The organism is Microbulbifer maximicatervae (SeqCode) (genome assembly GCF_052468295.1).
Map to the genome: position 1 here is coordinate 3,904,856 of NZ_CP174340.1, position 25,971 is coordinate 3,930,826.

The window sequence follows — 25,971 nt, forward strand, 5'->3', positions numbered from 1 at the left end:
ATTACACCCCCATAGAGAATCACATTTACTGTTACTCCAGTATCAATGTGCCCCGATACATTTGCATCTGGCAGTTGAACGGGTATTCGCCCGGCTCGGCTTTTGGTATTTCCACCAAGGTATCCTGATTCAGGGCAAGCTGAGCGCTGACTTCCAAGTCTGGAAACAATACCCACTCGGAGCAGGGGCTTGGGTCCTCCCGGTGAAAATGCAAAGTCGCTGTGCGACCGGCAGGCAGGCGGATAAGATCCGGTTCGTAAACTCCATCCTTAACCAGAATCTGTAAATTATCCGTGCTCGGCGTCGCCTTACTGGCACTTCTTTTTGGCCCCAACCAAAACCACCAGATAACAGCCAGAATCATCAGCACACCGACGATATTTACGAGAACTTCAGCCATTTAGCGAGCCTCCGATGGTTTAAAGAAGCGCAGGCGGTTGGCATTACTGACCACTGTCAGGGAGGAAAGCGCCATAGCACCACCGGCAACAATGGGGCTCAGTAACATACCCGTAATCGGGTAGAGGACACCGGCGGCGATGGGAATACCCAGAGTGTTATAAATAAAAGCTCCAAACAGGTTTTGCTTGATGTTGTGCAAAGTGGCCCGGGACAACTCCACGGCATTGGCGACCCCGTGCAGGGAGGAACGCATTAGGGTGACATCGGCGCTCTCAATAGCAACATCGGTACCGGCACCTATCGCAAAGCCCACATCGGCCCGCGCCAGGGCCGGGGCATCGTTAATCCCGTCACCCACCATACCCACTCGCTCGCCTTTTTTTTGCAATTCAGCGACGATCCCCTCTTTATCTTCCGGCAATAGTTCTGCGTGAACTCGGTCGATGCCCAGTTGTCGGGCAACCGCTTCGGCACTGCCGTGATTGTCCCCGGTAAGCATTTCAATGCGTAAACCCAGTTTGTTCAGTCGCTCGATTGCAGCTTGCGCATCAGCGCGAATCGGATCGGCTACAGCAATAATCCCCCGCAACTTGCCGTCCACGGCGGCGTACATCACCGTGCGCCCCACCTCGGCCAATTTGGCTGCCCGCTCACTCCAGGCATCCAGGGAAACAGCCTCCTTTTGCATTAACTTGGTATTCCCCAACAGCACGCGACTGCCACCGATATCACCACTCACACCGTGAGCTGTGATGGCTTCAAAGTTGGCTGGAGACTGCAATTCAAGGTTTTTATCGTGAGCGGCCGTCACTATGGCTTCGGCCAAGGGGTGCTCTGAGCCCTGCTCCAGGCTCGCCACTAAACGCAGCAGTTCATCGCTGTCGCCATCACTATCGATATCTGTCAGACGCGGAGAACCCTCGGTGAGAGTCCCGGTTTTATCCACAACCAGGACATCCAGAGTGCAGGATTGTTGCAGGGCCTTGCCGTTGCGCACCAGTACACCGTACTCGGCACCTTTGCCCACCCCCACCATAACCGACATGGGAGTCGCCAAACCCAAGGCACAGGGACAGGCGATAATCAGCACCGAAGTCAGTACTACTAACATATGGGCAACCCGAGGATCGGGGCCCAAGTTGAACCAAACCAGTGCGGCCACCAGGGCAATAATCATCACCACTGGCACAAAGATGCCGGAAATCTTGTCCGCCAAACGCGCGATAGGTACCCGGGAGCTCTGGGCATTCTTTACCATCTCGATAATCTGCGCGAGACGGGTGTCGGAACCCACTTTATCTGCGCGAAACAACAGGCTGCCATTTTTATTCAGGGTGCCGGCGGCGAGGCTGTCACCCTCCGCCTTTTTCACCGGCACTGGTTCCCCGGTGAGCATGGATTCATCCACCAGGCTGCGCCCTTCAAGCACAGTGCCATCCACCGGAATTTTCTCGCCCGGGCGGACGCGCAGCTGGTCTCCCTGCTGCACCTGCTCGATAGGCAGATCCACCTCTCGGCCATCCCTCAATACTCGCGCAGACGTATCCTGGAGCTCCAGCAGCTTCTCCACTGCGGCACTAGTTCGCCCGCGCGCCCGAATCTCCAGTGCCTGGCCGAGGCTGATCAGGCCAATAATCATGGCACTGGCCTCGAAGTACACATGTCGTGCCGCTTCCGGTAAGAGATGGGGAACCAATACCACGATCATGGAAAAGAGCCAGGCCGTTCCCGTGCCCAGGGCCACCAGCGTATCCATAGTGGCATTGTGGTGACGCAGTGCCTTCCAGGCACCACTGAAGAAGTTGCCGCCACAGAAGACCAGCACCGCCAGGGTAATCAGCCCCATGACACCCCAGGCCAGCTGCTCCGCAGGGGTATTCACCGATACCTTGTCGGTGATCAGCCCCCAGGCCATCATTGGCACGCCCACGCCCAGAGCAAATGCCGAGCGCCACAACTGCTGGCGGTAGTGCCGCTGTGTCTGCTCCCGCTGTTCCGCGCGCTGCTCTCGTTCACTACTTCGCAGGAGTTCAGCGCCGTAGCCCGCGTCTCGGACGGCTTCGATACAGGATGCAGCCTCTGCCGGGCCGTATACCGACAGGATTTTATCGGACAGGTTTACCCGGGCATCAGTCACCCCGGCTACGGCCTTAACCGCAGTCTCAATTTTGTTAATACAACCGGCACAATTGACTCCACTCAAACGGAACACCGTTGGCGCAGATTGTTGCTCCTTCGTCATCTTGCTCTCCCGCAACACCAATTACAGCGACAAAGTTACAACCTTACCGCTAGGGGAAGGCAACAGTTGGCAGCGCACCGTCTGCCGAAATTTCGCAGTCAATTCATCCTTCAGCTTAGTGGTTGGCACCAGGGGCAGGAAAAGGCTGAGGATTCGCCAATGATCGCGCATGCGATGCGACGGAATGTTATTATCGCGCCATGACACATCCCCTGCTTCCCGAAAGACCCCTGAGTATCTCTCCTTCTCTGGCTGCCACTGTCGGCCTGGAGGAAGCTGTGCTGCTCACTGCACTTGGCGACCTGGCTCCATTCCTTCCCCTGGAGCCCTACGGAGGTCGGGATTGGTATACCGCTGAGGGGGAGCAGCTATATCTGCTGCTGCCCTTCTGGCAGGCAGCGGATATCCAGCGGGTAGCCACCAGCTTGCGCAACCAGGGTGCCCTTCTGCTGGGGGCGGCACCATTCGGCAGTAGCGAGATTCTGAAGTTCGCCCTGCCCGGTGAGTACAAGCGCCCGGTGGCAACACCCCCTACCCCATCCAACCGCAATGCCAACACCATTGCCCCCAGTTGGCAGCCGGATAGTGAAACCATGGCGCGTATCGCTCAGCTGGGTATTCCCGAGCACTTTGTAAGGGAGCAATTGCCGGAGTTTGTCACTTACTGGCGCGAGCGCGCCGAGCCCCGCCACTCCTTTGGCTCCCTGTTCCTGCGCCAGGTTAAAAGCAAATGGGAGGCTTTTCGCGCAACTGCTCAGCGCAAACAGCCACTGCCCAACGGCTGGCAACCCAGCGATGAGACCCTGCGCAAGCTGGCGGACGAGGGAGTCCCCAGCACTTTTGTCGGTCGCGGCCTACAGCGCTTTCTCGATTACCACCGCTCCAGTGGCAAGCAGTCCATTTCCTGGGATTTGGAATTCAATGACTGGGTCATGGAAGACTGGGAGAAGCAGGACACGCCATTTATCGAAAAACGCAAGCCCACTGCTATGTCCCGCGACTGGCAGCCCAGCGAGCACACCTGGGAGCAGTTGCAGCGCCTGGCCATCAATCCGCGCTTTGCCGCCGAATTGCTACCGGAATTCATTTATAAATGGACCGAGCGCGGTGGCCACAGTGCCCGCTGGGGTGAACTGTTTATCGAGTATGCGCGGGAAGAGTGGGCCTATTACTGCCAGGGTATTGAGAAAAACCCTGTAGCTAAACCTATCTCCCGCAACTGGCAGCCCAGTGGTGACTGCCTGAGTCATTTAATGAACCAATGCGAGATAGATCGCGACTTTGCTCTATCCCTGGTTCCGGAATTTATTATTTACTGGCGCGGTCAAAATGCCGCACGTAAAAGCTGGGACGCCGTATTTGTGCGTCACGCGCGCCACCAGTGGGCGGAGCGTAACAAACTGGCAATAGGAAACTCTTATGGCAATCCACAAGACTCCCACAACAACACCAACCAGCGCACCCGCGACCGGTCAATCGGCGACATACTCACAGACACAAACTGGTAGTGAACAGGGCCAGGAACTGCTGAACGAAAAGAAGCGCGCAATCAATGAAGTATTTGCGCTGTTTAAACTGAATTATCACAATCAGTTCAGCGCAGCGTTTCCAGACACTGAAACCCTTCACCACGCTAAGCGCCTCTGGCTGGAGGCCCTGCTTGCTTTCGCTCCCCAGGATATTATGCAGGGTGCCAAGCGAGCGATCCTGCAAAGCGAGTACCTGCCCACCGTACATAAAATGCTGCAGCTGTGCGCCGCTGGGGAGAATGGTTTACCGGAAGCACGCGCCGCCTATCGCGAAGCCTGCAATGCCCCAAGCCCCAAAACCAATTACAACTGGAGCCACTTAGCGATCTATCACGCAGGGCGGGATTCCAACTGGTTTTTTCTTGCCAATAACCCCGAGTCTATCGCCTACCCGGTCTTTGCCGAGCACTATCGAAAAATATGTGAACGAGTCCTGGGGGGAGAAAAACTAACCGCTCCAGAGCAATTAAAGCTGGAGGAAAACCCCGGCTCACCACTTTCCAAGGAAGAAAATTCGAAAAGACTCTCGGAGATGCGGGCAAAGCTTGGTATTTAGAAATTAACAGCCAACTGCTTACTCTGACTTTGAATACAGGGCCTGATACCTAAAGGCCCTCACGCCAATGACTTGTGAAGTAAAAGCCCTGATCTAGCTTTACTGTGCTTGAAATAAAAATAAACAAAGCACAGGACAGATCATGAATAATTTTAAGACCACCGTAAAAACAAGTTTGTTTTCCAGCCTTATATTCACTTTCGCTACAAATACCAGCGCTGACTTTGCCAACAGGAAATATATTGGGGCTACCCTCGGTGAAACCTCTTATCCTCAATTTTGCTCATCTGCAAACCCCCGGATAAAATCACAGATTCCTCAAGGATCTACAGACGGACGTTTTCATTGCAATAGTAGCGGCAGTACGATTAAGTTTTATGGCGGCTTGCGTTGGAACAGATACCTCGCCCTTGAAATCAGCTATCTAAAACCTTCAGCTGCGCAAAGCAGCTTTTATACCAATAATGAAAATGGAGAGTATGCAAAGGCTGCATACCAGGTTGAAACACATTTATTGACCGCCTTTTTATTGGGTTTTTATCCTGTTAACTCCAATATAAATATGTTTGCCAGAGTCGGAGCTGGAGCTTAGAGAGGGAAATTATCAGAGCAACAATCCGCTCAATTTTATATCCCCCAGCAATTATCCAATGGACAATTCACGGCACAACTTCAAACGCTCGATAAAGACAAGTCCCAAAACCACAAAGGCCCCCACTGGGGAGTTGGGGTCGGAATGAATTATGTCTATAGGAATCACTGGGTTTGGAGACTGGAGTGGGAGAAACTGGAGCCCACTGGAGTAGACTTCAATGCAGAAACACTATCACTGGGTTTAGGGCGGCTTTTTTGAGTTTTGTTAATTGACATCTATAACTTTATACAAATTAAATAGAGTTCCCACGAACTATTACTGGGAACTCTAGCTTTAGGCGCCAAATCCAGTTAATAGAGTAGAACCTACCTTCGACCAATCTAAAAGATTGTTATTATTTTGGTGGTTGCCTTAATCAAATTTCACTCTAAAATCAGCTTCAGGGGTCCCCCCATATAAGCTAAATAAGGTCAAGCCATGAACCGCTTTAGCCCCCTATTCATTATTTTTCTACTTTCCTTACCTGCCCTTACTTGCGCCGATTTCTACTCACACAAATATGCTGGTATCTCTTTCGGTAACCAGTATGCCAACAAATTGTGTAGTGAAGCAGAAAAGCGGGTTCAACAAATTAGCGCCAGCTTAGATCAAGTGGATCTCAGTCGGTGTGATGATAAAAATAACGCCTGGGAACTATTTGCAGGAATTCGATGGACACCTTACCTGGCAATTGAAGCCAGCTATCAAAATTTCAATAAGTACCAACTGGATACCCATATCTCATATGGGGATGGTGAATATTTAAACTATTTCTCTGATTTTGATAGCCAGCTTTTCAATATATTTTCCCTGGCGTATCTTCCCCTGGGAGAGTCATTCAGCTTATTCGGGAAACTTGGCACCGGCGTCTGGTACGCAGAAACCAATGAGATTCAGAAGGGTGAAGTTTTTATCCTATACCAGCTTGAAGATGGCAGTTTAATAGAACAATTAACTCCAGTCAGAGGTGAATTAACCGATAGCAGCAATGGATTCCACTGGGCATATGGTGCTGGTGTTAACTATAGCTATAGGGGCAAATGGAGCCTACGGGTAGAGTGGGAACAGTTTTCAAAAATTGGGGGCGATACGTTTCTGGATGAAATAGATAGTGAAGCTATCACCATGGGGTGGAGTATTAACTTTTGATAAAGTAAGGAAGGTTCAACATTAATTATTCCTAGAAAACAGCTATCAGCTCACCGGTTCAAACAATAAAAAAATGAAAAACAAGAAAAAAAACCTACAAGCAAAAGATATAAAAGAATACAGTGAAGACTATAGAGCAAAAATAGAATTTGAAAATCGATTAAAAGATAAATATAAATTAATTATAACATTTTCACTATTATTTTTCACTATAATACTTATTATTTCAGTTTTTCTTTCGGGTTACGCTCAACGATATGACAAACTTTTAATGGCCATTACCTTTGGGGTTATACTTACTTTATACGGTCTTAACTGGCAACTGGAACAGAAGAAAATTAACAACCCCCCTATCTGCAGTAATTGCAATAACAAGATGCGGCGCTGTGAATATACCAGCGGATGCAGGTGGCAAGATCTGAGGGGAATCGTCTATCTATGTGAAGACTGCAAGTCAAAAATAATTGATACTGAGCCATCACAATCTGGTTAACTCACAGTTTTTTAAGGCCTCTCTTTCCCCTCTCATAAGATATAGATAAAATCAACATCTAGACTTCACAAGATTAAACAAAACTGTATCAATAAGTATTATGCCAAGATTTCTCAAGGCTTCAGCCCTACTGTTTTTTCTTTTTATTCTTTGGATTATCTATCTAGCCAATACCGGATCGAGTAGTATATTTTTTGACCTTGTCCGTGCTATCCCCTATGGCGATAAACTAGGCCATATCGCCTTGTTTGGTACTTTTGGCCTTATCCTGATACCTGCCACCCGCGCCACTTATTTTAAGCTCGGCTTTATTAGAATTTACTATGGTGCTATCGCAGTACTTGGCTTTGCCCTGATTGAAGAGATAAGCCAGGCATTTGTTCGCTCAAGGACTTTTGACTTACTTGATCTGGCCGCCGATATCGTTGGAGTGATACTTGCGAGCTCTCTGGTTTACCTAGTTCAGAGAGCCCACAATATTAACAATTTAAGCCAGCCTGAAAACCCCGATACCGCTAGTGAGACAACAGACGATTGATATTCCTCCAATCAACCAATTTAAAATTCTGGGCTGCGCTGGGCATTCGGTTGCGCCCATCCTGAACAACTAACAAACCTTGAGGATATTCCGCACCCAAAGCTGAACTAGTAACGGCCAAACCATCGGTCTCCGAACTGCCATCCACACCTAGCTGGGGATTCATACCAACCCGAAAATGGGTAATAAATTCATTCCCACTACGGCTGAATAGCGCATAGCTATCATTACCTTGACTGGATATCACTAGATAGCCCTTGTCGCCATCCTGATAAAGTGCCAATCCCTCTATATCTGCCACCAGCTTTTCACCATCCACTTCTGCCACCAACTCTGGAAAGGCCTCTGATAAGGACTTTAGGTCCAGCCGCCAAATCCCCCGGTCTTCCTCAGCAAAAAACAGGGTTCCGAACTGGTCATCCACAACACAGCCTTCAACCTGTCCATAGTCATCAAACTGGATACCCTGCTCAATCTCAAACTCATTGGAGGACTCATAGACATTGATTTTGAGCTGATGCAAGCTGGCCTCCTTGTCAGAAACCCAGGCATAAAGTCCACTATCGTCCTGTTGCAGGCACAAGCCATAGGGATCACGAAGCCCTATACTCCGGTATCCAAGATACCCCACCTCGCCCGTTGTACTAATAGTAAATAGATCCAAACCGGGGTTAGTACGATTAGAGGCAACGGCAATCGCATCAATATTAGGGTGGGAAATTTTACGGATATCAACATTATTAACCCTGCCTACCGGAAAGTGCTGTTTTAAGCCGCCTGATAGATGATAGATATTGAGCCCCTTTTTTTTATCTGTAGCAAAAATCAGGCTGTTTTCCGGCGAATGAGAGTTCACCCAAATAGCGGGATCATCGGCAGCATCCCCATAAGAGTGAACGGGGTCAGTTTGTCCCCTGGCGGCAACAGTGGGAATAATCTCAAGCGGACTATCTGTAACGCTGGTCAGCTTGGTATTTATCGGGAAATAGGTTATTTCACTCTGATTATCATTTAATACGGCCAACCTATCATCAAAAACTGCTATAGAGGCAGGGCTTTCTGCAGGCAATGTCCAAGACTGGTCGGACCTACCACTTCCTGACAAGTCGAAAGCCTGTACTCCCTGTTCCACTGCAATCCAGGTTTGGTCCTGCTGATAACCCAGTCGCAAGCTGCCGAAATCATCACCGAGCTGTTTCGCCGAGATTAAAAGCTCACGCTCCTCATCTCGCTCTGCATCGGCATTCAATGCCAATATCCCTACAGGCGGCTGTGATACCAGTAATCGCCCCCGACGGTTATCCACACTACAACTATTAACCTCTTCCCCCAAATATATTGGGCGTATCTCGGTAAAGTCCCAGTGCTCATCACTGGGAGAAAGCAGGTACTCAAACCCCCGTCCGTCCTCTCCAATGGCAAACAGGTGATCTCTTCCTGCTTGTAGTGAAAAACAGAGTGCGCTCACAGGCTTGGCACTCTCAAGCTTTCCTAAAAGTTGAAGCTGCAAATCATCGTTTAGATCAGTAAATAATTGATATAGCTGTAATTGCGCTTCCTGCTCTTCGTAAGCCGCCACCAGGTAGCTACCACCTTCCCTTGGCTGAATGGCAAGTGCCTCTACTCTGCCATCCTTTTGAACTTGTATTTCTGCGGACTCATCTACAAGCACTAGCCCCTTATCTTTACTGGATAGCAACAAGTATTGCTGCTTAGGGAAACTGACCAGCTGAATCTGTTCAGCTATCAGCCCCTTTAAAGAGATGATCTTTTGTGAAGATAATCTTTGACTATCCTTTTCAAGATCACATCCGAGTAATATAAGGCAGGACAAAACACCCACTATTGAAAAACGCATAATAAAACCTGCTTAGGACTTACCGGTAACTGACAGAAAATATTATTTTTACAAAAACAAAGCCCCCACAATATTGCAGGGGCTTTATCAGGGTAAAAAATTGCACTAATCCAAAAATTCCAGTGTAAATTCTAGAAAGTGCTATAGCTCAGCCCAATCGCATAGGTCGGACCGTATTCTTCGTACTGACCATTAAACCCAGACGTGTGAACATAGTAAGGTTCATCCGTGAGGTTAACCCCAGTAAAAGTAAGTTGAAGGCCATTATCAAAGCGGTAGCGGGCCGACAAATCCAATTGCAAATGGTCTTCTTCGTAGCGATCATTAGCCTCATTTTCAAGGTCTACTTCCAGCAGGCGTTCACTGCGAAAAGCTGCTGACAGGCGCATACTAAAGGCATCGCGCTCATAGCCTACAATAAAGTTGCCGACAAAATCCGCCTGGGAAGGCATAGATATTTTGTCACTGCGATCACTGCTATTGAGACCCAGATCAGCTTCTGAATCGGTAAATGTTGCATTGGCCCTGAGTAAGAACCCATTTTCAAAACCTTGGGTCCAGGCCAGTTCGGCACCGCTGATACGGGCGTTGTCTCCGTTAATCGGTTGCCATACTTCAGCATCATCAACCGCTAAATTCCCTACAAAACGGGTAAAATCGGTATTACTGGAAACTTCAGACATGACAATAAAGTTATCGATACTCTTATGGAAAAGTCCCACAGAGAACATACCCAGATCATCCGCATAGTATTCGGCAGAGAGGTCGATATTGCGGGATTCATAGGGGTCTAACTCTGGATTTCCAGATTCAACCTCCAGTTCCCCATCATCGTATTCAATTTTGGCCGGAGAGGGGTTCAAATAACCAAATGATGGACGCGATAAGGACTCCGAATAGGCTGCACGGAGAACAACATTATCGTTGTAATCAAATTTGTAATTAATACTGGGGAAGAAGTTGTCGTAGTCCCGCTCGTAGTTAACCTCAGTGGCATAAACCTCCTCTGCAATTAAATCGGCACCCGGCAGGGGCTCTTCCGACTCTGCCACATTCACGCCTTCAGCATTAAATTCGGTGCGCTCATAGCGAACCCCAAAAACCAGCTGGGAGCGGTCCAACTCAATAGAATTCATCACATACAAGGCCGTGATGTCTTCATTCATTGCGTAGTCACGGGCGGATGCCAAAGCGGTCTCAGTCTCATCTATGTCAAAATCACTGAGGTTAGCATTGATAAAACTATTCAGGCTTCCAACATTGACGCCAGGTCCAAATGCATCCAAACCATAATCGATACTATTGCGAGAAAAGTCCGCCAGAGTGTAATCCCCACCAAACCCTTCATATACAGTCGCATTTAAGTCACCAGCCTTTTCTCGCTGACGCTCATGTAATCCGAATTTAACTACTGAAGGATTGCCAGCCCAATCAATTTCTCTACTGATATCAATACGGAAGCTGATTTCTTCATCTTCAGTAAAGTTATCTTCAATGACCAACTCATCGAGTTGATAACTGGCCGGGTCCAATACTGCTTCAACATCCTCACTTCCCACCGCCATACGGGGAGTATCACCAGCTTCAACATACCCCAAACGCAGGGAGTCCAAGACAAAATCGGTATCGCGTCGATTGGGTTCAGATTCCTCTGCATGGGAATATCCCAAGGCATAGGACAATCCCCATTGCTCAAAATTATGCTCTCCGCCAAATACCGCAGAAATAATTTCCTGTTCTTCCAGGCGGTCCTTCAGGGACTTCTCCAGTGCTGCCTCTTCCCACTCTGCCGAGTTGGCCGAAATAGTCTCCGGCTCATCGCGTTCATCATCGAGCTTCCAGGAATTGCGCTGGCGGATTTCCTGATCAGAAAAATCGGAGTACAAGCTGTGGAGATAGATGCTTGAGTCACTGCCCAGGTCCAGGTCGAAGTTGGCAGCAAGACCTGTGCGCTCCCGGGTAATACTGTAATCGCGATGTTCTATTTCGGTCGCGCCCTTAGCTACAGAGCCATCTTCAGCGGTCAGTTCTTCCCAGCTACCATCAGTCTCAATATTATCTGAGCCAAAATCCCGCTCCTGGTGACTTAGCGCTAAGGCCACCCCGAGACGGCGCTCTCCATCAAGTTCAAAAATATTGGTCATGGTCGCAGCCACTTTGGGGCTGTACTCTTCCTGAAGCTCGCTGTAACTATTCTCTACGCTGAACTTGTAGCGATTGCTGTCATAATCCAGGGCATTCAGACTTTTTATCTCAATGGCACCACCAATAGAGTCTGCGCTCATATCCGGCGTAAGAGTTTTAAATACCTCCAAACTCGCCAATAAGTCCGATGGAATAACATCCAGGGCTACCGCTCGGGTGTTTGTTTCCGGTGCAGGCAGGCTCACACCATTAATTGTTGCCGCATTCAAATTTGGGTCTATACCCCGCACACCAACAAAACGCCCCTCCCCCTGATCTCTCGCAATAAATACACCGGGCATTCGCTGTAACGCTTCTGTGACATTGGCATCGGGGAGTTCACCAATCGCATCAGAAGTTTGCACCGCTACGACCTTATTGGCGTCCCGCTGTCGATCCAAGTCGCTGCGCGCATTACTTGCCTGGGCGGTAACCGTCACAGTTTCCATTACCTGCTCATTTTCTGCGATAGCATTTGCGCTAATGATGGCTGTCGCCAGAGCCGCCAATGGCATTCCCAGTAACCGCAAGCCTGAAGTTCTGTATTTCATTGCGTCCCACTCCCACTTTGCCGGTGGTTAATTGAATTGAACGCAGACTAGAAGGCCGCTATGAACTTTACGTGACATTTTTTTTAAGCTTGTCATCACATAGTCAATTAGTACTGCGACGATAGATGTAAGCCCTGCTATTTACACAGATATCAATCGCCTTAAAAGGAACCATCAAGGCAATTAACAGTAAAAAGCGTCATATACTGAAACCAAATATGGAGCAGTCATGAACGAAAGCCCCAAAAATCCAGCACGCCGCTCTCTATTTAAAGTCCTGGGTGGTGTAACCGCCACCGGTGCTGTAAGCAGCTTACTACCCGGCTGTAGTGGGAGTGAAAACCCCACACGCAACTCCCTCACCTTTCAAGAAATCCCCCATAGACTGGATTACCAACACCATCTACCAGAGGGCTATAAATCCACGGTTCTGCTGAGGTGGGGAGACCCTTTACATAAAGAGGAAACATCTTTTCAGCCTGAAGAACTTAGCGCCAGTAGCCAGGAACAGCGATTCGGTTACAACAACGATTTTATTGCATTTATGCCCTTGGCAGCGGGGACCAGTTCCACCCTGGGGTACCTGCATATACAAAGTAAAAATAGTGATCGCGGGCTTTTATGTGTCAATCACGAATACACTCAGCCCCATCTGATGTTCTCGGGTTATAACGACGAATACAGTGCCACCCGAGGAGTGAGTGCCGAGCATGTGGCCATTGAACAGGCCGCCTGCGGACACTCCATCGTGGAAATTCGAAGAAGTAAACAGGGCTGGAAAGTAGTGGCTGACAGTCCCTATAACCGGCGGATAACTTCTACGACGCCAATGGAAATCACTGGCCCCGCCGCAGGCGACGAACGTTTGAAGACCCGCCAAGATCCCAGCGGAACCCAGGTCCTCGGCACCATAGGTAACTGTGCAGGAGGGAAAACTCCATGGGGAACTGTATTAATTGCTGAAGAGGGGTTTGGCGGCGCTTTTCAGGGAGACCCAAAAAAGCTCGAAGATTCCCGGGAGATCGAAAACCATCAACTTTTTGGTATAAGACCAGAAAATCGCAACTGGGGTGACCACGACCGCCGATTTGATATTCAGGTAGAACCCCATGAGCCCAATCGATTCGGTTGGATGGTGGAGTTTGACCCCTATAACCCCCAATCAAAACCGCGCAAGCTGACCAGTTTGGGGCGTTTTGAGCACGAAGGCTTTACCCTGGTCTGTAAACCGGGACAACCGATCGTTGCTTACGGCGGCGATGATGATGAACATCAATTTGTCTATCGCTATGTATCCCAAGATAACTATCAGCCCGAAGATCCCGATACAAACCGAAAGCTACTCGTTAATGGCACGCTCTATGCCGCGCGATTTGCCGACGATGGCAGTGGCGAATGGCTGCCGCTGATATATGGCCAGGGCCCACTGACCGCAGAGAATGGTTTTCACAATCAAGCAGATGTAATGATTGATGCGCGCCGCGCAGCCGCGCTATTGGGAGCCACGCCAATGGATCGGCCGGAGGACGTGGAGACTAACCCCCACAATGATTGCACCTATGTAATGCTGACCAAAAACAAGAAGCGCAGCGATACCGATGCCGCCAACCCCCGCGCCCGCAATACTGCCGGCCATGTATTGGAAATAGCGCCCCCCGGGAAGAAGGGAAACCGCGACCACACAAGCGCACAATTTCAGTGGCAGCAATTTCTACTTGGCGGAAATCCCAATGCTGAAAACCCCGCTGAAAGGGGCGCCTATGGACAGCAGTCCCCTTACGATATCTCTGAGCACGGCTGGTTTGCCAATCCCGATAACGTCGCTTTCGATCCCAGGGGCAATATGTGGATTGCTACCGATGGCTGTGAGCGCTTTGGGTTCCACGATGGACTTTGGGCAATGGCTACTGAAGGGCCTTTGCGAGCGGCACCCAAGCATTTCTTTGGCTGCCCGCAAGGGGCTGAAGTATGCGGGCCGGAATTTACTCCCGATGGAAAAACCCTGTTTATTGCCGTGCAACATCCGGCCGATTCGCGCAACTCCACTTATGACCAACCCCTGCACCGCTGGCCAGATAATAATCCCCTGTTACCGCCTCGGCCATCAGTACTGGCCATTTACCGTGAGGACGACCAAATAGTCGGTAGCTAGGCAATTGATATGACAAACCGGGGACCCTGCTAAAATTTTAATCTAAAGCAGTTTTTGGCCTCTCCCCCCGCCTATAGGCAGGTTGTCAGAGGCCTATAAGCCGAGGTCCCTATGATATCGAGGTGTGCAACCCTTATACGCCGCCTTACCGCTGTGCTGGCAACCGCCAGTTTTATCCTTGCCGCCACACCGGGAACTGCCCAGGTACCAGAAAATCCTGTAAATCTCCGGGGCAGCGGCGCCAGTTTCCCCTACCCAATCTATGTCGAGTGGTTTCGACAGTTCACCCATCGGGAAAACAATATATTTATTTTCTACGAGATGAGCAGTAGCGGTGACGGCATCAGGGACTTTCTCGGTCATACAGTTGACTTTGCCGCCTCAGATGCCGCTATTGAGATCGATGAGTTACGCAAGCTGAAAGGCGGTGGCGTGGTACTACCGGTTACTGCTGGGGAAGTCGTACTGGTATTTAACCTCCCTGGAATCGACAAGCTCAAACTGTCCAGGGAAGCTTATGTGGGGATTTTCCTCGGAGAAATAACTCACTGGGATGACCCCAAGATCGCAGCTGCAAATCCCGATATCAAGTTGCCCAGAGATGAGATTACCGTTGTCACCCGCTCTGAAAGCTCGGGTACCTCATATATCTTTTCTGGACATATGAGTAGCGTGAGCCAAGATTTTCGCGAAAAAATTGGTTTGGACAGAACTCCCAGTTGGCCAAAGTTGCCCAGATTTAAAAGAGCACCGGGCAATCAAGGCGTAGCCGCTAAGGTCCGCAAGAAAGTCGGGGCCATCGGCTATGTCGAACACGGATTTGCCCAACTGGTAAACCTACCCGTGGCTTTACTGGAAAACCGCGCGGGCAATTATATTGCCGCCGGCCCCAAGAGCGGGGCAGAGGCACTATCAGAGGTTGAGTTTCCAAAAGCATCACTACCGATTAGCGGTGCCCCCAACCTTATTGCCTGGATCTGGGACCCCAAGGGAGAAACCGCCTATCCCATTACCAGCTTTTCCTGGCTGTTGCTCTACGCAGACCAGGATGATCAAAAAGCACAAGCATTGCGGCAAATGCTGGTCTTTATGTTGAGCAACGCATCCCAAAGCCAGGCCGGAAGCTTGGGCCTGGTGCCCCTTCCGGAGAATATACGTCAAAAAGTACTCAATGCCGTTACCTACGTACGCTAATTTACGTAGCTTCAGCGCACTCCACAATACGATTACGTCCAGCGCGTTTGGCCTGATACAACGCAGAGTCTGCCCGTCGCATTAGCTCCAGGATGTTTTCTCGCCCCTGAAGGCGGGCGATGCCAATACTCGCGGTAAACTGGGCTTGCCCAACTGCACTTTTAATCACGATTTTAGCGATATCCCGGTGTATACGATTGGCAACCTTCATAGCTCCTTCGACATTGGAGCTGAGTACTAGCGCGAATTCCTCCCCACCAATACGCCCGAAGATATCCACATCCCGCACGTGTTGAGAAATTACTCGAGAAGTCGCACAGAGTGCCTGATCGCCGATTAAGTGGCCATGAATATCATTAACAGATTTAAAATTGTCGATATCCAGCATTAATACACACAATGGCATTTGGTTATTAATTGCCACAGCCACCAGATTACTGGCCTCTTCGAAAAAGCAGCGGCGATTAAAAATACCTGTTAGCGGGTCTGTGCGCGCCTCTTCTTCAGCCTTGGATTTAGCGTATTCCAATTCCTGTGTGCGAAGTTTTACCTGTTGCTCCAGCTCGGTTCTCGAGGCTTCCAGGTGTAGTAGATACCTTTTTTCTGCAGTCTCTTTTTGTTGCCTTAAACGTTTTACCAGTAATCCGATAGCTATCATTATTGCCAACATCTCAACAAAAGAGGCAACCGGGGGCCAATAATAATTAATTGGATTGTGCACCACATAACCGAGATCCCTCATCGCCTGCACCAAAAGCCCCAACACCAAAACGCCCCAGGCTAAAGCAAAAACGGCCGCAGAAGTATCCCCCTGCCGCCAACGTACCAGTGCGACAACAACAACGCCAGGATAGAAAAACAGAGCGAGCATCATAGAGATGTGCCCCAGAGCCTCCCACTGCAGTACAACGCAAATAACCAGGAATAAACCGTTGAGTAAAATTAATTTTAAAAAGTAATCCAGTCTTGGCGTGTACTTTGCCGTTTCAAGAAAGTATCGGGCAAAAAGAATTCCGGTCAGGATCGCCACAGCACTACTAATCGATTGATAGCGCCAATCAAATTGCTCTTGGAGCAAATATTGATGGGTATATCCCAGTAAAGACCCCCACACCCAAATTTTCGTTACAGAATATAAAGAGTATAAATACAGGATATTCTTACGCGCAGCAATAGCACCAATCAGCGCAAGAATGGCCATCAAAAAATAACCACCAAAAAGAAATGACGTTAAAATGGCCTCAGCCTTACTCCTCTCTTCAAGTTGTTCAGGTCTCCAAATACGCATACTGGGAAAGGCAACACCCAAAACTCCAACATCAAATTTAACCATCATTTCCTTTGATGCGAAGGGGGGGATTTTAAGTGGGAACGCAAAACGATGATGCTTGATTTTTCGACTGGAAAAAGGCTGGTTCGCAGACAGACTTGCCAGTTCAGTGTAAGGCTGACTGCCGCCCTGAATCCTAGAAAAGGCCGTCAGCCCATCGAGCTGGTTATCCACATATTCAATTGAGACATAAACTGTTTCACTACTGGAGTTTTTTAATATGAAGTGAGACCAGAAGGCTCCGGATTTAAGTCCGGTAGATCCGGCAGTCCCCAGGGGAAGAAAAAGTTTATTTTTGTAAGCTTTTTCAGCTTCAACAATGTTTCCAAACCCCGATGGTTCATGCCAAATTGCATTTAGGCCACTCGGTTTACTTCCTCCCTCCAACGAGGTGACATCCACGACCGTATGGGGGTAGCTGGGCATAGAAAGAAGTATGACAAACATCAGCACTGCACAACAAACCAAACGGTAGTGCCATTTAGGGCCACCCTTTTGAGTCCACAGTTCAAATTCACCAATTGTTTTTTTCATTCTTACTATGTAGATGCGCAACAATTTCCGTCTTCATAAAGACCAAATCAGTCATAATGGATACTGACTTCCAAAGTAAATTGATGATGCTTTTTGTATTTCAGAGAAATAGCTTCCATACAAGAAAGTCATCAATTCATACTTACATAAAATAGCTATGTATGAATTCTACAAGTCCGCACCTGTACAAAAAACACACTAGCAAGGACTTTAAATTATCAGGTACAACTTTTTTCTGCTCCCCCTATTTGGCAGTTTCACTTTTCATTTATCAAGCGCTTAAGTAATGTGTTTTATGCCTTTTAGCTTGAAATAAGGGTACACAGGCTGTTACGCCGTCTTACACCTTGGGGCTAAGCCTTAAAGTCAGGTATTAATTAGGATACAAAATCTTAAATACGCCAAAGAGAAAATTCCTGTTAACGATTACATTTGACTACCCACATCAAATTTAAATATTGTCTCTAGAACGCTAAATTTAGAAATTGTTGCTGATCCGGGGATCTCATCATTGTTTACCAATCAGTACATATAGAAAATATGCCACTCTTAGATATTAAGGAGCCTCTAAAGAACAGCTGAATACAATTGGGCTTATCTCACAACCCAAGCATTGAACCCTCCCTTAGACCAAACAATGAACCAATAGTCATTCCTGAAGCAGGTTTCTTATACAAGTAGCCCGGTGAGGTTCAGTGCAACTGGAGAGCTATCAAATAGCTAGCCTTACCAAACTAGACGCCACGATGTCGTCTACAATATCTAGGACCATCACTTGATCTTCTTCCTGAGTAGAGCAGTTACTCCCCCTCTGGTATTTAGCGACAGGTTGCTTATCAGTCAGCATGCTTCCAGGACAGTTGTTGCTCTACCACTTATGTCAAAGCCTCTTAAACCGTATTGGAGATACTTATGTTTAATAATGTTGGCTGGCTTGTGGAGGCGAAAATAAAGAACGGACAGGAGCAGGCCTTTAGGTCAATTGTTGATGAAATGGTAGAGGTAGTCTCGCAGAAAGAAGCGGGGACATTGAATTACCAGTACTATATTTCTGATAGTGGAGAAATTATTGTATACGAGCATTTCAAAGATGTAAGTGCCGCACATAAACATGTGGATACCTGGGAGAATTATTCAGAGCGCTGGCTCAAGACGGCAGAACCCACTCGCGTCATCTATTTAGGCGATCTTCCCAAAGATCTTCAGGCACGCCATGCAGGCCTAACCCCCCAGCAGTATCACACCTATGCAGGATTCGAACGCAGCCATTAATAAACTGAATATAAAAAATTACCTAATTACCACTCTTGCTAAGTTATGCGTAACTGTATATAAATACAGCTATCTCGTTGATCTGCAAGGGAATACGCCATGGCTCGCAACAAGGTACAGTTTCAGAAGGGTATTAGTTTGACCCAATTCCTCAAAATGTACGGCAGCGAGGAACAGTGCTTCGATGCACTGTCGCAGTGGCGTTGGCCCAATGGCTTTAGTTGTCCTCACTGCGGGCATGACAAGCATTGCGACCTCGCTTATCGCAAGCTTAAGCAATGTAACCATTGTCGGCGTCAGACATCGATTACCTCTCGTACAATTTTTGACTCCACGAAGCTCCCCCTCACCACCTGGTTTCTCGGTATTTTCCTGATTACTCAGGATAAGAAGGGCATTTCCTCTATGGAGCTATCTCGACATCTAGGTATCTCTTACAACGCAGCATGGCGTATGAAGCAGAAACTCATGCAAGTGATGATGGAGCGAGACCAACGATACAAACTGTCCGGTTTTATTGAACTAGATGATGCCTATCTCGGTGGTGAGCGTACTGGATGCAAGCCCGGGCGCGGAGCCAAGGGTAAAACTCCCTTTGTGGCGGCCGTTGAAACAACCAAGGAGGGACGCCCAACCCGTATTAAGCTCTCAATTATCAAGGGCTTCAAAAGCAGTGAAATTTCAACCTGGAGTAAAAAGTACCTTTGCAGTGGCAGCACAGTCATCTCAGATGGTCTTCCATGCTTCAATGCCATTAAGGAGGCCGGTTGTGTACATGACAAAATTGTTTGTGGTGGTGGCCGAGCTTCTGTTGAAGAGCCTGAGTTCTATTGGGTAAATACAGTACTTGGTAATTTAAAGAGTGCGCTACGTAGCACTTACCATGCTATTAGGCCGAAATATGCACAGCGCTATTTGGCAGAATTTCAATATCGCTTTAATCGGAGGTTTGATTTGTCGGCACTCATTCCAAGATTGATTTACGTCTCTCTTCGGACACCACCGATGCCAGAAAGGTTGCTAAAAATTGGCTTAGCATAAGTGGTAATTAGGAAAAATTATACTAATTCTTATGATGATAGTATTGTAATTAGGAGAGCGAATTTTAATTCTTTGCTTTCCAAACGGTTAGTTCTGGCAATAAATTATAAACACTATCCCTATAAATCTAAACCATGTCATAAAGCGCTTTTATCACTAATACCAAGCCACACAAAAACATTACCAATAGAGTGTATTTCCTAAATTTTTTAAAGCTGACCTGATTCAATCTCCTTTTAGCGAGGGTTACACCAATAATCCCCCCAAGCCCAGCCGCCACACCATAGAATGCCAACTCTAGGGATACCGCCGAGAATGTAATATAAGTTCCCAGCTTTACAAGCTGCATTAACAGCCCATTAAAGGCCTTAGTGGCTATCAGGGATTCTTTCTCGAGACCATAATTCAGCAAGAAAGGGTTCTTAAGTGGACCCATTGCCCCAATAAGACCGGAAGCAAAAGCGGTCACCAATCCCAGAGGTAAAAAATAGGGAAGTGACATGGGAAAAGATCTTTCCCTATGGCCAAAGCGATACTGAAGTATCGTGGACATTAAAAAAAGCCCAACCACTATTTGTATCCACTCTGGGGACATCTGTGTATAGGAATATGCACCTAGCAATGCCCCGACTAAGCTTCCCGGGGTAAGCCAGCGTACTACCCGCCAATCAATATAGGACCAAAAAATCAGGGCCCGGTAGGGTGAAGCCAGGCACTTGGCAATGGTTACCGTTGGTGCAACCAGGTGTGGGCCAACGATAAAGCTAATCACTGGAACAAGGAGCAGTGCCCCGCCCCCGGCCGCAAGCGTGCTGATATACCAAATCAAGACGCCAAAAATCAGCAGCAATAGCTCTATCATTTTACCGCTTCAGAAGTCACCAAAATCACAATGAATAAAGTAGAAATTCAGGCTTGGGCGCAATTCCAACACTAACCAGCAATCCAATACTCTCTTCACTAGAAGAAACGCAGCCTTAGCTCAACCAGTACAAAACCAAATGCCAGTAGTTAAATTGAAAAGAACTGCTGAATCCCGACAAGTACATTGGTTGTTGCTACGGAGGCCAGGATCAGCCCCATAACGCGACTTACGATACTGGCCCCGGCATCACCAATAAATCGATATATCCAGTTGGCAGTTAGCAGCAGCAATATCACTATCGCCAACACCGCTATCATGGCAGATGCTGTACTCAGCTGATGAACCACATCAAATCGATGGTTATCTGTGAGTACCACAGCCGCGAGCATGGCTCCGGGTGAGGCAATGGAGGGCACCGCAAGAGGGAAAATCGCTGTCTCATGCCCCTCACGGATGATTTCTATCTCCTGCTCTGGCTTGCTCTCACCAAATATCATGGTTAAGGCAAACAGGAACAGGACGACGCCTCCGGCTACCTGAAATGCAGAAAGGGGCACGCCAATCGCCTCGAGGAAGAATTGCCCTGCGACCAAAAAGAACAACAAGATCCCGGTTGCGACGAGTACTGCCAGCCAGGCTATCCTGCGCTTTTGCCACTCTGCATGTCGTGAAGTGACTGCGATAAACACTGGCAGAGTACCCACCGGGTCAATCACAGCAAAGAAAAAGACAAAGCTACTGATCCAATCGTTCAATTGGGACTCCGACGTGCCGTGCTACTATCCGCTTAATTAGAGCCCCAGGCAGTATGGGCAGGACCGGAGCGAGGTGTGCTTAGGGGGTCCAACGCCGTTATCTACGGTAACTGCTGGCGCAAGCGTAACTTGTAACTTAGAAAAAAAGTCTAGTGCATGACGAATCACTCACCGACCGCCCGACGCATCGCTAAAACCATCCTCAATGGTTTTGACGCCTATTTCGCAGACTATCAGAACATCACTTTGGGCGCCAAGGCCCGTTTTGAAACCGCCTCCTGGCAAGCGGCACATGAGGCCAATAAAGCCCGGATCGATCTGTACAAAACCAAGGTCACCCAAGTGGTGGACCTGGTCCATTCGGTAACCAGCAAGGACACCAGCCAGCTGGAGCTGTGGCGTGATGCCCGCGCCACTTATGCACAGCTGATTGCCAATCACAGCAATTATGAGATCGCCGAGACCTTTTTTAACTCGGTGTTTTGCAGCCAGTTTCACCACACCAACATTCACGACAGCAATATCTTCGTCAAGCCGTCCCGAGCACCGGAAGACAAGCCGCTACGGGATTACAGTATCTATATCAGTTACAGCGGCCGCCACGGCCTCGAGTGTATGATCGAAGATATTCTCAAGGATTTCAGCTTCTCCACGCCCTGGGAGAATATGGAGCGCGACATTGCCCATATCTGCGAATCCCTGCGCAGCGCCCCCCTGGCCAATGTGGACAGCGAGAAACACTTGCGGGTGGATATGCTGGAGTCGGTTTTCTACCGTAACAAAGCGGCCTACCTGGTGGGGCGCATTATCCTGAACGGCGAAGTTATCCCCATGATCCTGCCCTGCCTAAACAACGGGCGCGGCGGTATTTTTGTGGACACCCTTATCTACAATAACGACTCCGCCAGTATCATTTTCAGCTTTACCCGTTCCTACTTTATGGTGGATGCGCCAATCCCCTCCCGCTTTGTGCGCTTCCTGTCCACCATTATGCCGCTCAAGGAGAAGTCTGAGCTTTACAACTCTATCGGCTTCCACAAACACGGTAAGACCGAGTTCTACCGCCATATCCTCGCCCATATGAAGGTCAGTAACGACAAGTTTGTTATTGCACCGGGCATTAAAGGGATGGTGATGAGTGTATTCACATTGCCCTCCTACCCGGTGGTATTTAAAGTCATTAAAGATGAGTTCGACCAGCCGAAAACTGTCACCGAGAAGATCGTAAAAGAAAAGTACAAGTTCGTATCCCGCTCTGACCGGGTCGGCCGTATGGCTGACACCCAGGAGTATTCTTACTTTATTTTCTACCGCAATCGCTTCAGTGAAGAGCTGATTAAAGAACTGCAGGAAGTAGCACCATCAAAACTGATCATTGATGAGAAGCGGGTCATCATCAAACACCTGTATGTAGAGCGGCGTATGGAACCGCTTAACCTCTACCTGCAACACGCCAATGAAGAGCAAACCAAGGAGGCCATGGAAGAGTATGGCAATGCCATCAAACAGCTGGCAGCCGCAAATATCTTCCCAGGCGACATGTTGCTGAAAAACTTTGGGGTTACCCGTCACGGGCGGGTAGTCTTCTACGATTACGATGAGCTCTGCCCATTGACGGAATGTAACTTCCGCAAGATTCCCGAAGCTCACACCTCTGAGCAGGAGCTGGCCGACAAGCCTTGGTATACCGTCGCAGAAGCCGACGTCTTCCCGGAAGAATTCCGCCTGTTCTTCTCTGGCAATCCCACCGCGCGCGCTGCATTCGAAAAGCAGCACGGCGATTTATACAACTATCGCTTCTGGAAACTCTTACAAGATCGTATTCGCGCCGGACATGTGGAGAGTGCTTTCCCCTATCGACGCAAGTGGCGTTTCCCGCGCCGTTCCCATAACCGTGCACAACAAAAGTAGACGACCAATCTATGACTATATTGGTAGGAGGACTTTTCCAAGGGAGCGGATAATCCGTGCATATTTTTCGCTGGGCTCTAGTTGCCGCAACTGTTTCCCTGCTGACGACCAGCGGTTGCGGCTATTTCCCCAGCGAGATGTCCATCCCCGGTAAGCTTCCGCCGGCAAAGCGCCCACCACCTTACGCACGAATCACAGGAAAACCCCACGTAGTTAGCTGCGCAACCCCCGCCCGGGGGTTTCCAACCCTATCCTTTGATGAAGTGTTTACTTTTACCGAAAATCCGCGACAACCGTTCGTAGAGTCATACGGCCTACCCCAACAGTTCGACGTGATTGCCTATGTCTGGGGCGCGGAAAGGTGTACGCCAGCAGCCTTCTGTAACTATGGAGATTATTACCAGCTGCTGGGACGCGGACCTAGAGGCGACTTTGCAACCTGGATCTCAACACCGCAATATCCCCGTATTACGATTCAATCCCCCTGCGGCCAGCGGCTGAAGGTGGGCCAGGGATATCGTTTTTCATTTAGTGATGGACAACTGGTGGGATTTAGCCCCAACTGAAAAAAAGAGTTGCCACTAGCGTAAATAGACCTTAGTTGAGACACCCGGTTAGGCCTCTTGGGCACCGTACAATTTCCCTTCTGCCTTTTTTAGTACCTCTGAGAATGCTTCTTTAAATAGCGGTAAATAGCGTCCTGGGCCCGACAGCCCCTACTCCCTTCATTAGCCAATCTAGTATTGGTTTGACCGGCATCAATTAAGCGGGCTTTCTGATTATCATGCCACTGTAATTCCATGATCTTCTTAATGGTTCGGAGGTGTCGAGAATTGGTTACCGGATAAGTAACTTCGATCCGTTGATCCAGACAGCGGTTTTTCAGGTTTGCAGAGGACATCCACATCAGTTCATCGCCACCATTATGAAACACATAAATCCTTGCGTGCTCCAGAAACTTATCCACCAAACTGATCACCTTAATATTGTCGGATAATCCAGGGGTGTCGCATACCAAAGAGCACTCACCGCGAACGAGTAATCGAATCTCTACTCCCGCAGCGCTCGCCCGATAAAGGTGGGCAATCAGTTTGCTGTCTATCAGGCTATTGCACTTAAAGAATATGCCAGCTTTACGCCCAGCAAGGGCTGCCTCTATTTCCCGGTCTATTGCCTGCTCAAAGGAACTTCTCAATGAGAAAGGAGAAACGATAATATGCTTGAAAACCTGTTTCGTATTGGGGAATCGCATAAATTCAAACAAGTTATAGATGTCGCGACCCACTCCCTGATCATTAGTCAACACACTGAAATCACAGTAGACACGAGCAGTACTCTCGTTAAAATTTCCTGTTCCCAACTGGGTATAAAAACGATTCTTTCCCTGCTCACGGCGGACTACAGAAATTAACTTCGCATGAACCTCCATTTCAGGAACGCCGTAAACAACCAATACTCCTGCTTCTATTAATTTACGGGACCAATAAATATTGGCTTTTTCATCAAAACTCGCCCGCAATTCAACAACCGCAATCACTTTTTTATTATTTCTAGCCGCATTAATTAACGCCGCGATCACTCTTGAGTTTTTCGCCATTCGATACAAGGTGATACGTATCTCTTTTACCTGCGGATCAATAGATGCCGAGGCAAGAAAATTTGTTATTGCCCAAAAATCGTGATACGGATAACAAAACAATCCATCATCGGCTTGCAATTGGTCAAAAATATTTTCACTGGCGGATAAAGCCAAGAGCGGTGCCGGCCTTCTATACCGACAACTTTTGGAGTCCGGGGCAAAGCCCATAAGATCTTTGGAGTTGTGATAACGCCCACCAGGGGTATAACTATCCCTGGCCCCCATCTTCAGCTTTTTCTTAATCAGCTCCAACAGTGTATTAGGCATTTCCATGTCGTAAGCAAGACGTACCGGCTCTGCACGCTTACGCTGTTTGAGCGACCGTTCAACACGTTCGAGAATATCCCGGTTGACATACTCCCCCAGCTCAATATCTGCATCCCGACTTATCTTGAACATATAGGCCTTGGCAGAAAGAATAGGCAGAACATTGCGGAAGACTTCTTCCAGGCACACTCGAATAATATTATCCAGAACGATGTAAACTTTTTCTTTCCTGCCTTGGCGCGATGGGATTTCCAGGAACCGGGGAAGAATAGCAGTGGGAATCTCCATAACTGCATATCTGCTTGGCTCCCCTTTTAAATTCAAAGTGATAGCGAAATAGATATTGTTGTCACTCAGCAATGGCATTGCTGATCTGCCATCGATAAAAAAAGGCTCTAACTCCGGTAAAACCAGGCTATGGAAATAATTTTTTACAAATCCCAACTGATGGCTATTTAAGCTATCTTCTCGAACAAGATAAATACTATGTTTTTTCAACCCCGATAACACTTTGACATAAGCTTCGGCATAGCGCTTTTCAAGTGTCAAAATACGATCATTAATAGTTTTCAACAGCTGGGAAAAGTGCTCCCTCTGCCCCACACCAGAATCAATACTCGCCAACCTCCGCACACCAGCCACCTTAATGCGGAAAAACTCATCCATATTCTGGGAGAAAATTCCGAGAAAGTGTACCCGTTCGATAGCCGGGACTGTTTCATCCTCGGCTTCCTGCAGTACTCGCTCATTAAAAGATAGCCAGCTTAATTCGCTGGGAAATAGAGGAATATCATTCAGCATAGATAGAGCACTTCACCAACGCTTCTACTATTAATCACCAAAATCCAGATGCTAGCCTCCCTAAATCCGCCCTA

At 48.4% G+C, this 25,971-nt stretch carries 20 protein-coding genes; 12 read left to right on the forward strand and 8 right to left on the reverse strand.

Annotated elements, in window-relative coordinates; translation table 11 throughout:
• Positions 1-31 precede the first annotated feature (31 nt).
• The gene (locus tag ACJJIQ_RS17375; protein WP_282931156.1) at positions 32-400 is read right to left on the reverse strand and encodes a cupredoxin domain-containing protein; all 369 of its coding nucleotides are present in this window, start codon (positions 398-400) and stop codon (positions 32-34) included.
• Positions 401-2,644, reverse strand: a complete 2,244-nt coding sequence (locus tag ACJJIQ_RS17380) for a heavy metal translocating P-type ATPase (protein WP_445362559.1) — start codon at positions 2,642-2,644, stop codon at positions 401-403.
• A 200-nt stretch (positions 2,645-2,844) separates the two neighbouring features.
• Between ACJJIQ_RS17380 and ACJJIQ_RS17385 the strand changes: the two genes are divergently transcribed.
• The 6 genes from ACJJIQ_RS17385 to ACJJIQ_RS17410 all read left to right on the forward strand — a co-directional run bounded on the left by ACJJIQ_RS17385 (position 2,845) and on the right by ACJJIQ_RS17410 (position 7,543).
• Positions 2,845-4,152: a DnaT-like ssDNA-binding domain-containing protein gene (locus ACJJIQ_RS17385; RefSeq protein ID WP_445362560.1), complete on the forward strand. Its 1,308-nt coding sequence runs from the start codon at positions 2,845-2,847 to the stop codon at positions 4,150-4,152.
• Positions 4,064-4,729, forward strand: a complete 666-nt coding sequence (locus ACJJIQ_RS17390) for a replication protein P (protein ID WP_445362561.1) — start codon at positions 4,064-4,066, stop codon at positions 4,727-4,729. Before ACJJIQ_RS17385 ends, ACJJIQ_RS17390 begins: the two co-directional genes overlap by 89 nt.
• Positions 4,730-4,871: 142 nt before the next feature.
• Positions 4,872-5,321, forward strand: a complete 450-nt coding sequence (locus ACJJIQ_RS17395; protein WP_445362562.1) for a hypothetical protein — start codon at positions 4,872-4,874, stop codon at positions 5,319-5,321.
• Positions 5,322-5,801: 480 nt separating this feature from the next.
• Positions 5,802-6,512 (forward strand): outer membrane beta-barrel protein, encoded by a 711-nt coding sequence (locus ACJJIQ_RS17400; RefSeq protein WP_445362563.1) that lies wholly within the window; start codon positions 5,802-5,804, stop codon positions 6,510-6,512.
• A gap of 73 nt (positions 6,513-6,585) precedes the next feature.
• On the forward strand, positions 6,586-7,005 hold the full coding sequence (locus ACJJIQ_RS17405) for a hypothetical protein (protein ID WP_445362564.1): 420 nt from the start codon (positions 6,586-6,588) through the stop codon (positions 7,003-7,005).
• A 100-nt stretch (positions 7,006-7,105) separates the two neighbouring features.
• The gene (locus ACJJIQ_RS17410) at positions 7,106-7,543 is read left to right on the forward strand and encodes a VanZ family protein (RefSeq protein WP_445362565.1); all 438 of its coding nucleotides are present in this window, start codon (positions 7,106-7,108) and stop codon (positions 7,541-7,543) included.
• Here ACJJIQ_RS17410 and ACJJIQ_RS17415 read toward each other — a convergent pair.
• Positions 7,521-9,401 (reverse strand): phytase, encoded by a 1,881-nt coding sequence (locus ACJJIQ_RS17415; RefSeq protein WP_445362566.1) that lies wholly within the window; start codon positions 9,399-9,401, stop codon positions 7,521-7,523. The two genes, ACJJIQ_RS17410 and ACJJIQ_RS17415, sit on opposite strands and share 23 nt — an antisense overlap.
• A 131-nt stretch (positions 9,402-9,532) precedes the next feature.
• A complete protein-coding gene (locus ACJJIQ_RS17420) occupies positions 9,533-12,136 on the reverse strand; it encodes a TonB-dependent receptor (RefSeq protein ID WP_444911583.1) in 2,604 nt (867 codons plus the stop codon).
• A gap of 229 nt (positions 12,137-12,365) precedes the next feature.
• Between ACJJIQ_RS17420 and ACJJIQ_RS17425 the strand changes: the two genes are divergently transcribed.
• Together ACJJIQ_RS17425 and pstS are read left to right on the forward strand one after the other, a co-directional pair.
• Entirely contained in the window at positions 12,366-14,288 is a 1,923-nt protein-coding gene (locus tag ACJJIQ_RS17425; RefSeq protein WP_445362567.1) for a PhoX family protein, read from the forward strand.
• A gap of 111 nt (positions 14,289-14,399) precedes the next feature.
• Positions 14,400-15,482, forward strand: a complete 1,083-nt coding sequence (gene pstS / locus ACJJIQ_RS17430; protein WP_445355595.1) for a phosphate ABC transporter substrate-binding protein PstS — start codon at positions 14,400-14,402, stop codon at positions 15,480-15,482.
• 1 nt (position 15,483) lies between these two features.
• On the opposite strand, the gene ACJJIQ_RS17435 is transcribed toward pstS, so the two are convergent.
• Positions 15,484-17,346: a diguanylate cyclase gene (locus ACJJIQ_RS17435; RefSeq protein ID WP_445362568.1), complete on the reverse strand. Its 1,863-nt coding sequence runs from the start codon at positions 17,344-17,346 to the stop codon at positions 15,484-15,486.
• A 912-nt stretch (positions 17,347-18,258) separates the two neighbouring features.
• Between ACJJIQ_RS17435 and ACJJIQ_RS17440 the strand changes: the two genes are divergently transcribed.
• Both ACJJIQ_RS17440 and ACJJIQ_RS17445 read left to right on the forward strand, forming a co-directional pair.
• The gene (locus ACJJIQ_RS17440; protein ID WP_444911587.1) at positions 18,259-18,618 is read left to right on the forward strand and encodes a putative quinol monooxygenase; all 360 of its coding nucleotides are present in this window, start codon (positions 18,259-18,261) and stop codon (positions 18,616-18,618) included.
• A 99-nt stretch (positions 18,619-18,717) separates the two neighbouring features.
• Positions 18,718-19,659, forward strand: a complete 942-nt coding sequence (locus ACJJIQ_RS17445) for an IS1595 family transposase (RefSeq protein WP_445362153.1) — start codon at positions 18,718-18,720, stop codon at positions 19,657-19,659.
• Between the two features lie 127 nt (positions 19,660-19,786).
• Here the strand turns inward: ACJJIQ_RS17445 and ACJJIQ_RS17450 are convergent, their stop codons facing one another.
• Both ACJJIQ_RS17450 and ACJJIQ_RS17455 read right to left on the reverse strand, forming a co-directional pair.
• Positions 19,787-20,521, reverse strand: a complete 735-nt coding sequence (locus ACJJIQ_RS17450) for a sulfite exporter TauE/SafE family protein (RefSeq protein WP_445362569.1) — start codon at positions 20,519-20,521, stop codon at positions 19,787-19,789.
• Positions 20,522-20,670: 149 nt separating this feature from the next.
• A complete protein-coding gene (locus ACJJIQ_RS17455) occupies positions 20,671-21,279 on the reverse strand; it encodes a MarC family protein (RefSeq protein ID WP_282931144.1) in 609 nt (202 codons plus the stop codon).
• Positions 21,280-21,435: 156 nt separating this feature from the next.
• Here ACJJIQ_RS17455 and aceK point away from each other — a divergent pair, with 156 nt between their 5' ends.
• Positions 21,436-23,190: a bifunctional isocitrate dehydrogenase kinase/phosphatase gene (gene aceK, locus ACJJIQ_RS17460; RefSeq protein ID WP_445359009.1), complete on the forward strand. Its 1,755-nt coding sequence runs from the start codon at positions 21,436-21,438 to the stop codon at positions 23,188-23,190.
• A 56-nt stretch (positions 23,191-23,246) separates the two neighbouring features.
• A complete protein-coding gene (locus ACJJIQ_RS17465) occupies positions 23,247-23,756 on the forward strand; it encodes a hypothetical protein (protein WP_444907179.1) in 510 nt (169 codons plus the stop codon).
• An 89-nt stretch (positions 23,757-23,845) separates the two neighbouring features.
• Here ACJJIQ_RS17465 and ppk1 read toward each other — a convergent pair whose 3' ends face one another.
• Positions 23,846-25,897 (reverse strand): polyphosphate kinase 1, encoded by a 2,052-nt coding sequence (gene ppk1 / locus ACJJIQ_RS17470; protein ID WP_445362570.1) that lies wholly within the window; start codon positions 25,895-25,897, stop codon positions 23,846-23,848.
• Positions 25,898-25,971 lie beyond the last annotated feature (74 nt).

Coding starts and splice junctions, on each gene's coding strand:
- ACJJIQ_RS17375 (WP_282931156.1), bottom strand. CDS start 400: ATGGCTGAAGTTCTCGTAAATATCGTCGGTGTGCTGATGATTCTGGCT.
- ACJJIQ_RS17380 (WP_445362559.1), bottom strand. CDS start 2,644: ATGACGAAGGAGCAACAATCTGCGCCAACGGTGTTCCGTTTGAGTGGA.
- ACJJIQ_RS17385 (WP_445362560.1), top strand. CDS start 2,845: ATGACACATCCCCTGCTTCCCGAAAGACCCCTGAGTATCTCTCCTTCT.
- ACJJIQ_RS17390 (WP_445362561.1), top strand. CDS start 4,064: ATGGCAATCCACAAGACTCCCACAACAACACCAACCAGCGCACCCGCG.
- ACJJIQ_RS17395 (WP_445362562.1), top strand. CDS start 4,872: ATGAATAATTTTAAGACCACCGTAAAAACAAGTTTGTTTTCCAGCCTT.
- ACJJIQ_RS17400 (WP_445362563.1), top strand. CDS start 5,802: ATGAACCGCTTTAGCCCCCTATTCATTATTTTTCTACTTTCCTTACCT.
- ACJJIQ_RS17405 (WP_445362564.1), top strand. CDS start 6,586: ATGAAAAACAAGAAAAAAAACCTACAAGCAAAAGATATAAAAGAATAC.
- ACJJIQ_RS17410 (WP_445362565.1), top strand. CDS start 7,106: ATGCCAAGATTTCTCAAGGCTTCAGCCCTACTGTTTTTTCTTTTTATT.
- ACJJIQ_RS17415 (WP_445362566.1), bottom strand. CDS start 9,401: ATGCGTTTTTCAATAGTGGGTGTTTTGTCCTGCCTTATATTACTCGGA.
- ACJJIQ_RS17420 (WP_444911583.1), bottom strand. CDS start 12,136: ATGAAATACAGAACTTCAGGCTTGCGGTTACTGGGAATGCCATTGGCG.
- ACJJIQ_RS17425 (WP_445362567.1), top strand. CDS start 12,366: ATGAACGAAAGCCCCAAAAATCCAGCACGCCGCTCTCTATTTAAAGTC.
- pstS (WP_445355595.1), top strand. CDS start 14,400: ATGATATCGAGGTGTGCAACCCTTATACGCCGCCTTACCGCTGTGCTG.
- ACJJIQ_RS17435 (WP_445362568.1), bottom strand. CDS start 17,346: ATGAAAAAAACAATTGGTGAATTTGAACTGTGGACTCAAAAGGGTGGC.
- ACJJIQ_RS17440 (WP_444911587.1), top strand. CDS start 18,259: ATGTTTAATAATGTTGGCTGGCTTGTGGAGGCGAAAATAAAGAACGGA.
- ACJJIQ_RS17445 (WP_445362153.1), top strand. CDS start 18,718: ATGGCTCGCAACAAGGTACAGTTTCAGAAGGGTATTAGTTTGACCCAA.
- ACJJIQ_RS17450 (WP_445362569.1), bottom strand. CDS start 20,521: ATGATAGAGCTATTGCTGCTGATTTTTGGCGTCTTGATTTGGTATATC.
- aceK (WP_445359009.1), top strand. CDS start 21,436: ATGACGAATCACTCACCGACCGCCCGACGCATCGCTAAAACCATCCTC.
- ppk1 (WP_445362570.1), bottom strand. CDS start 25,897: ATGCTGAATGATATTCCTCTATTTCCCAGCGAATTAAGCTGGCTATCT.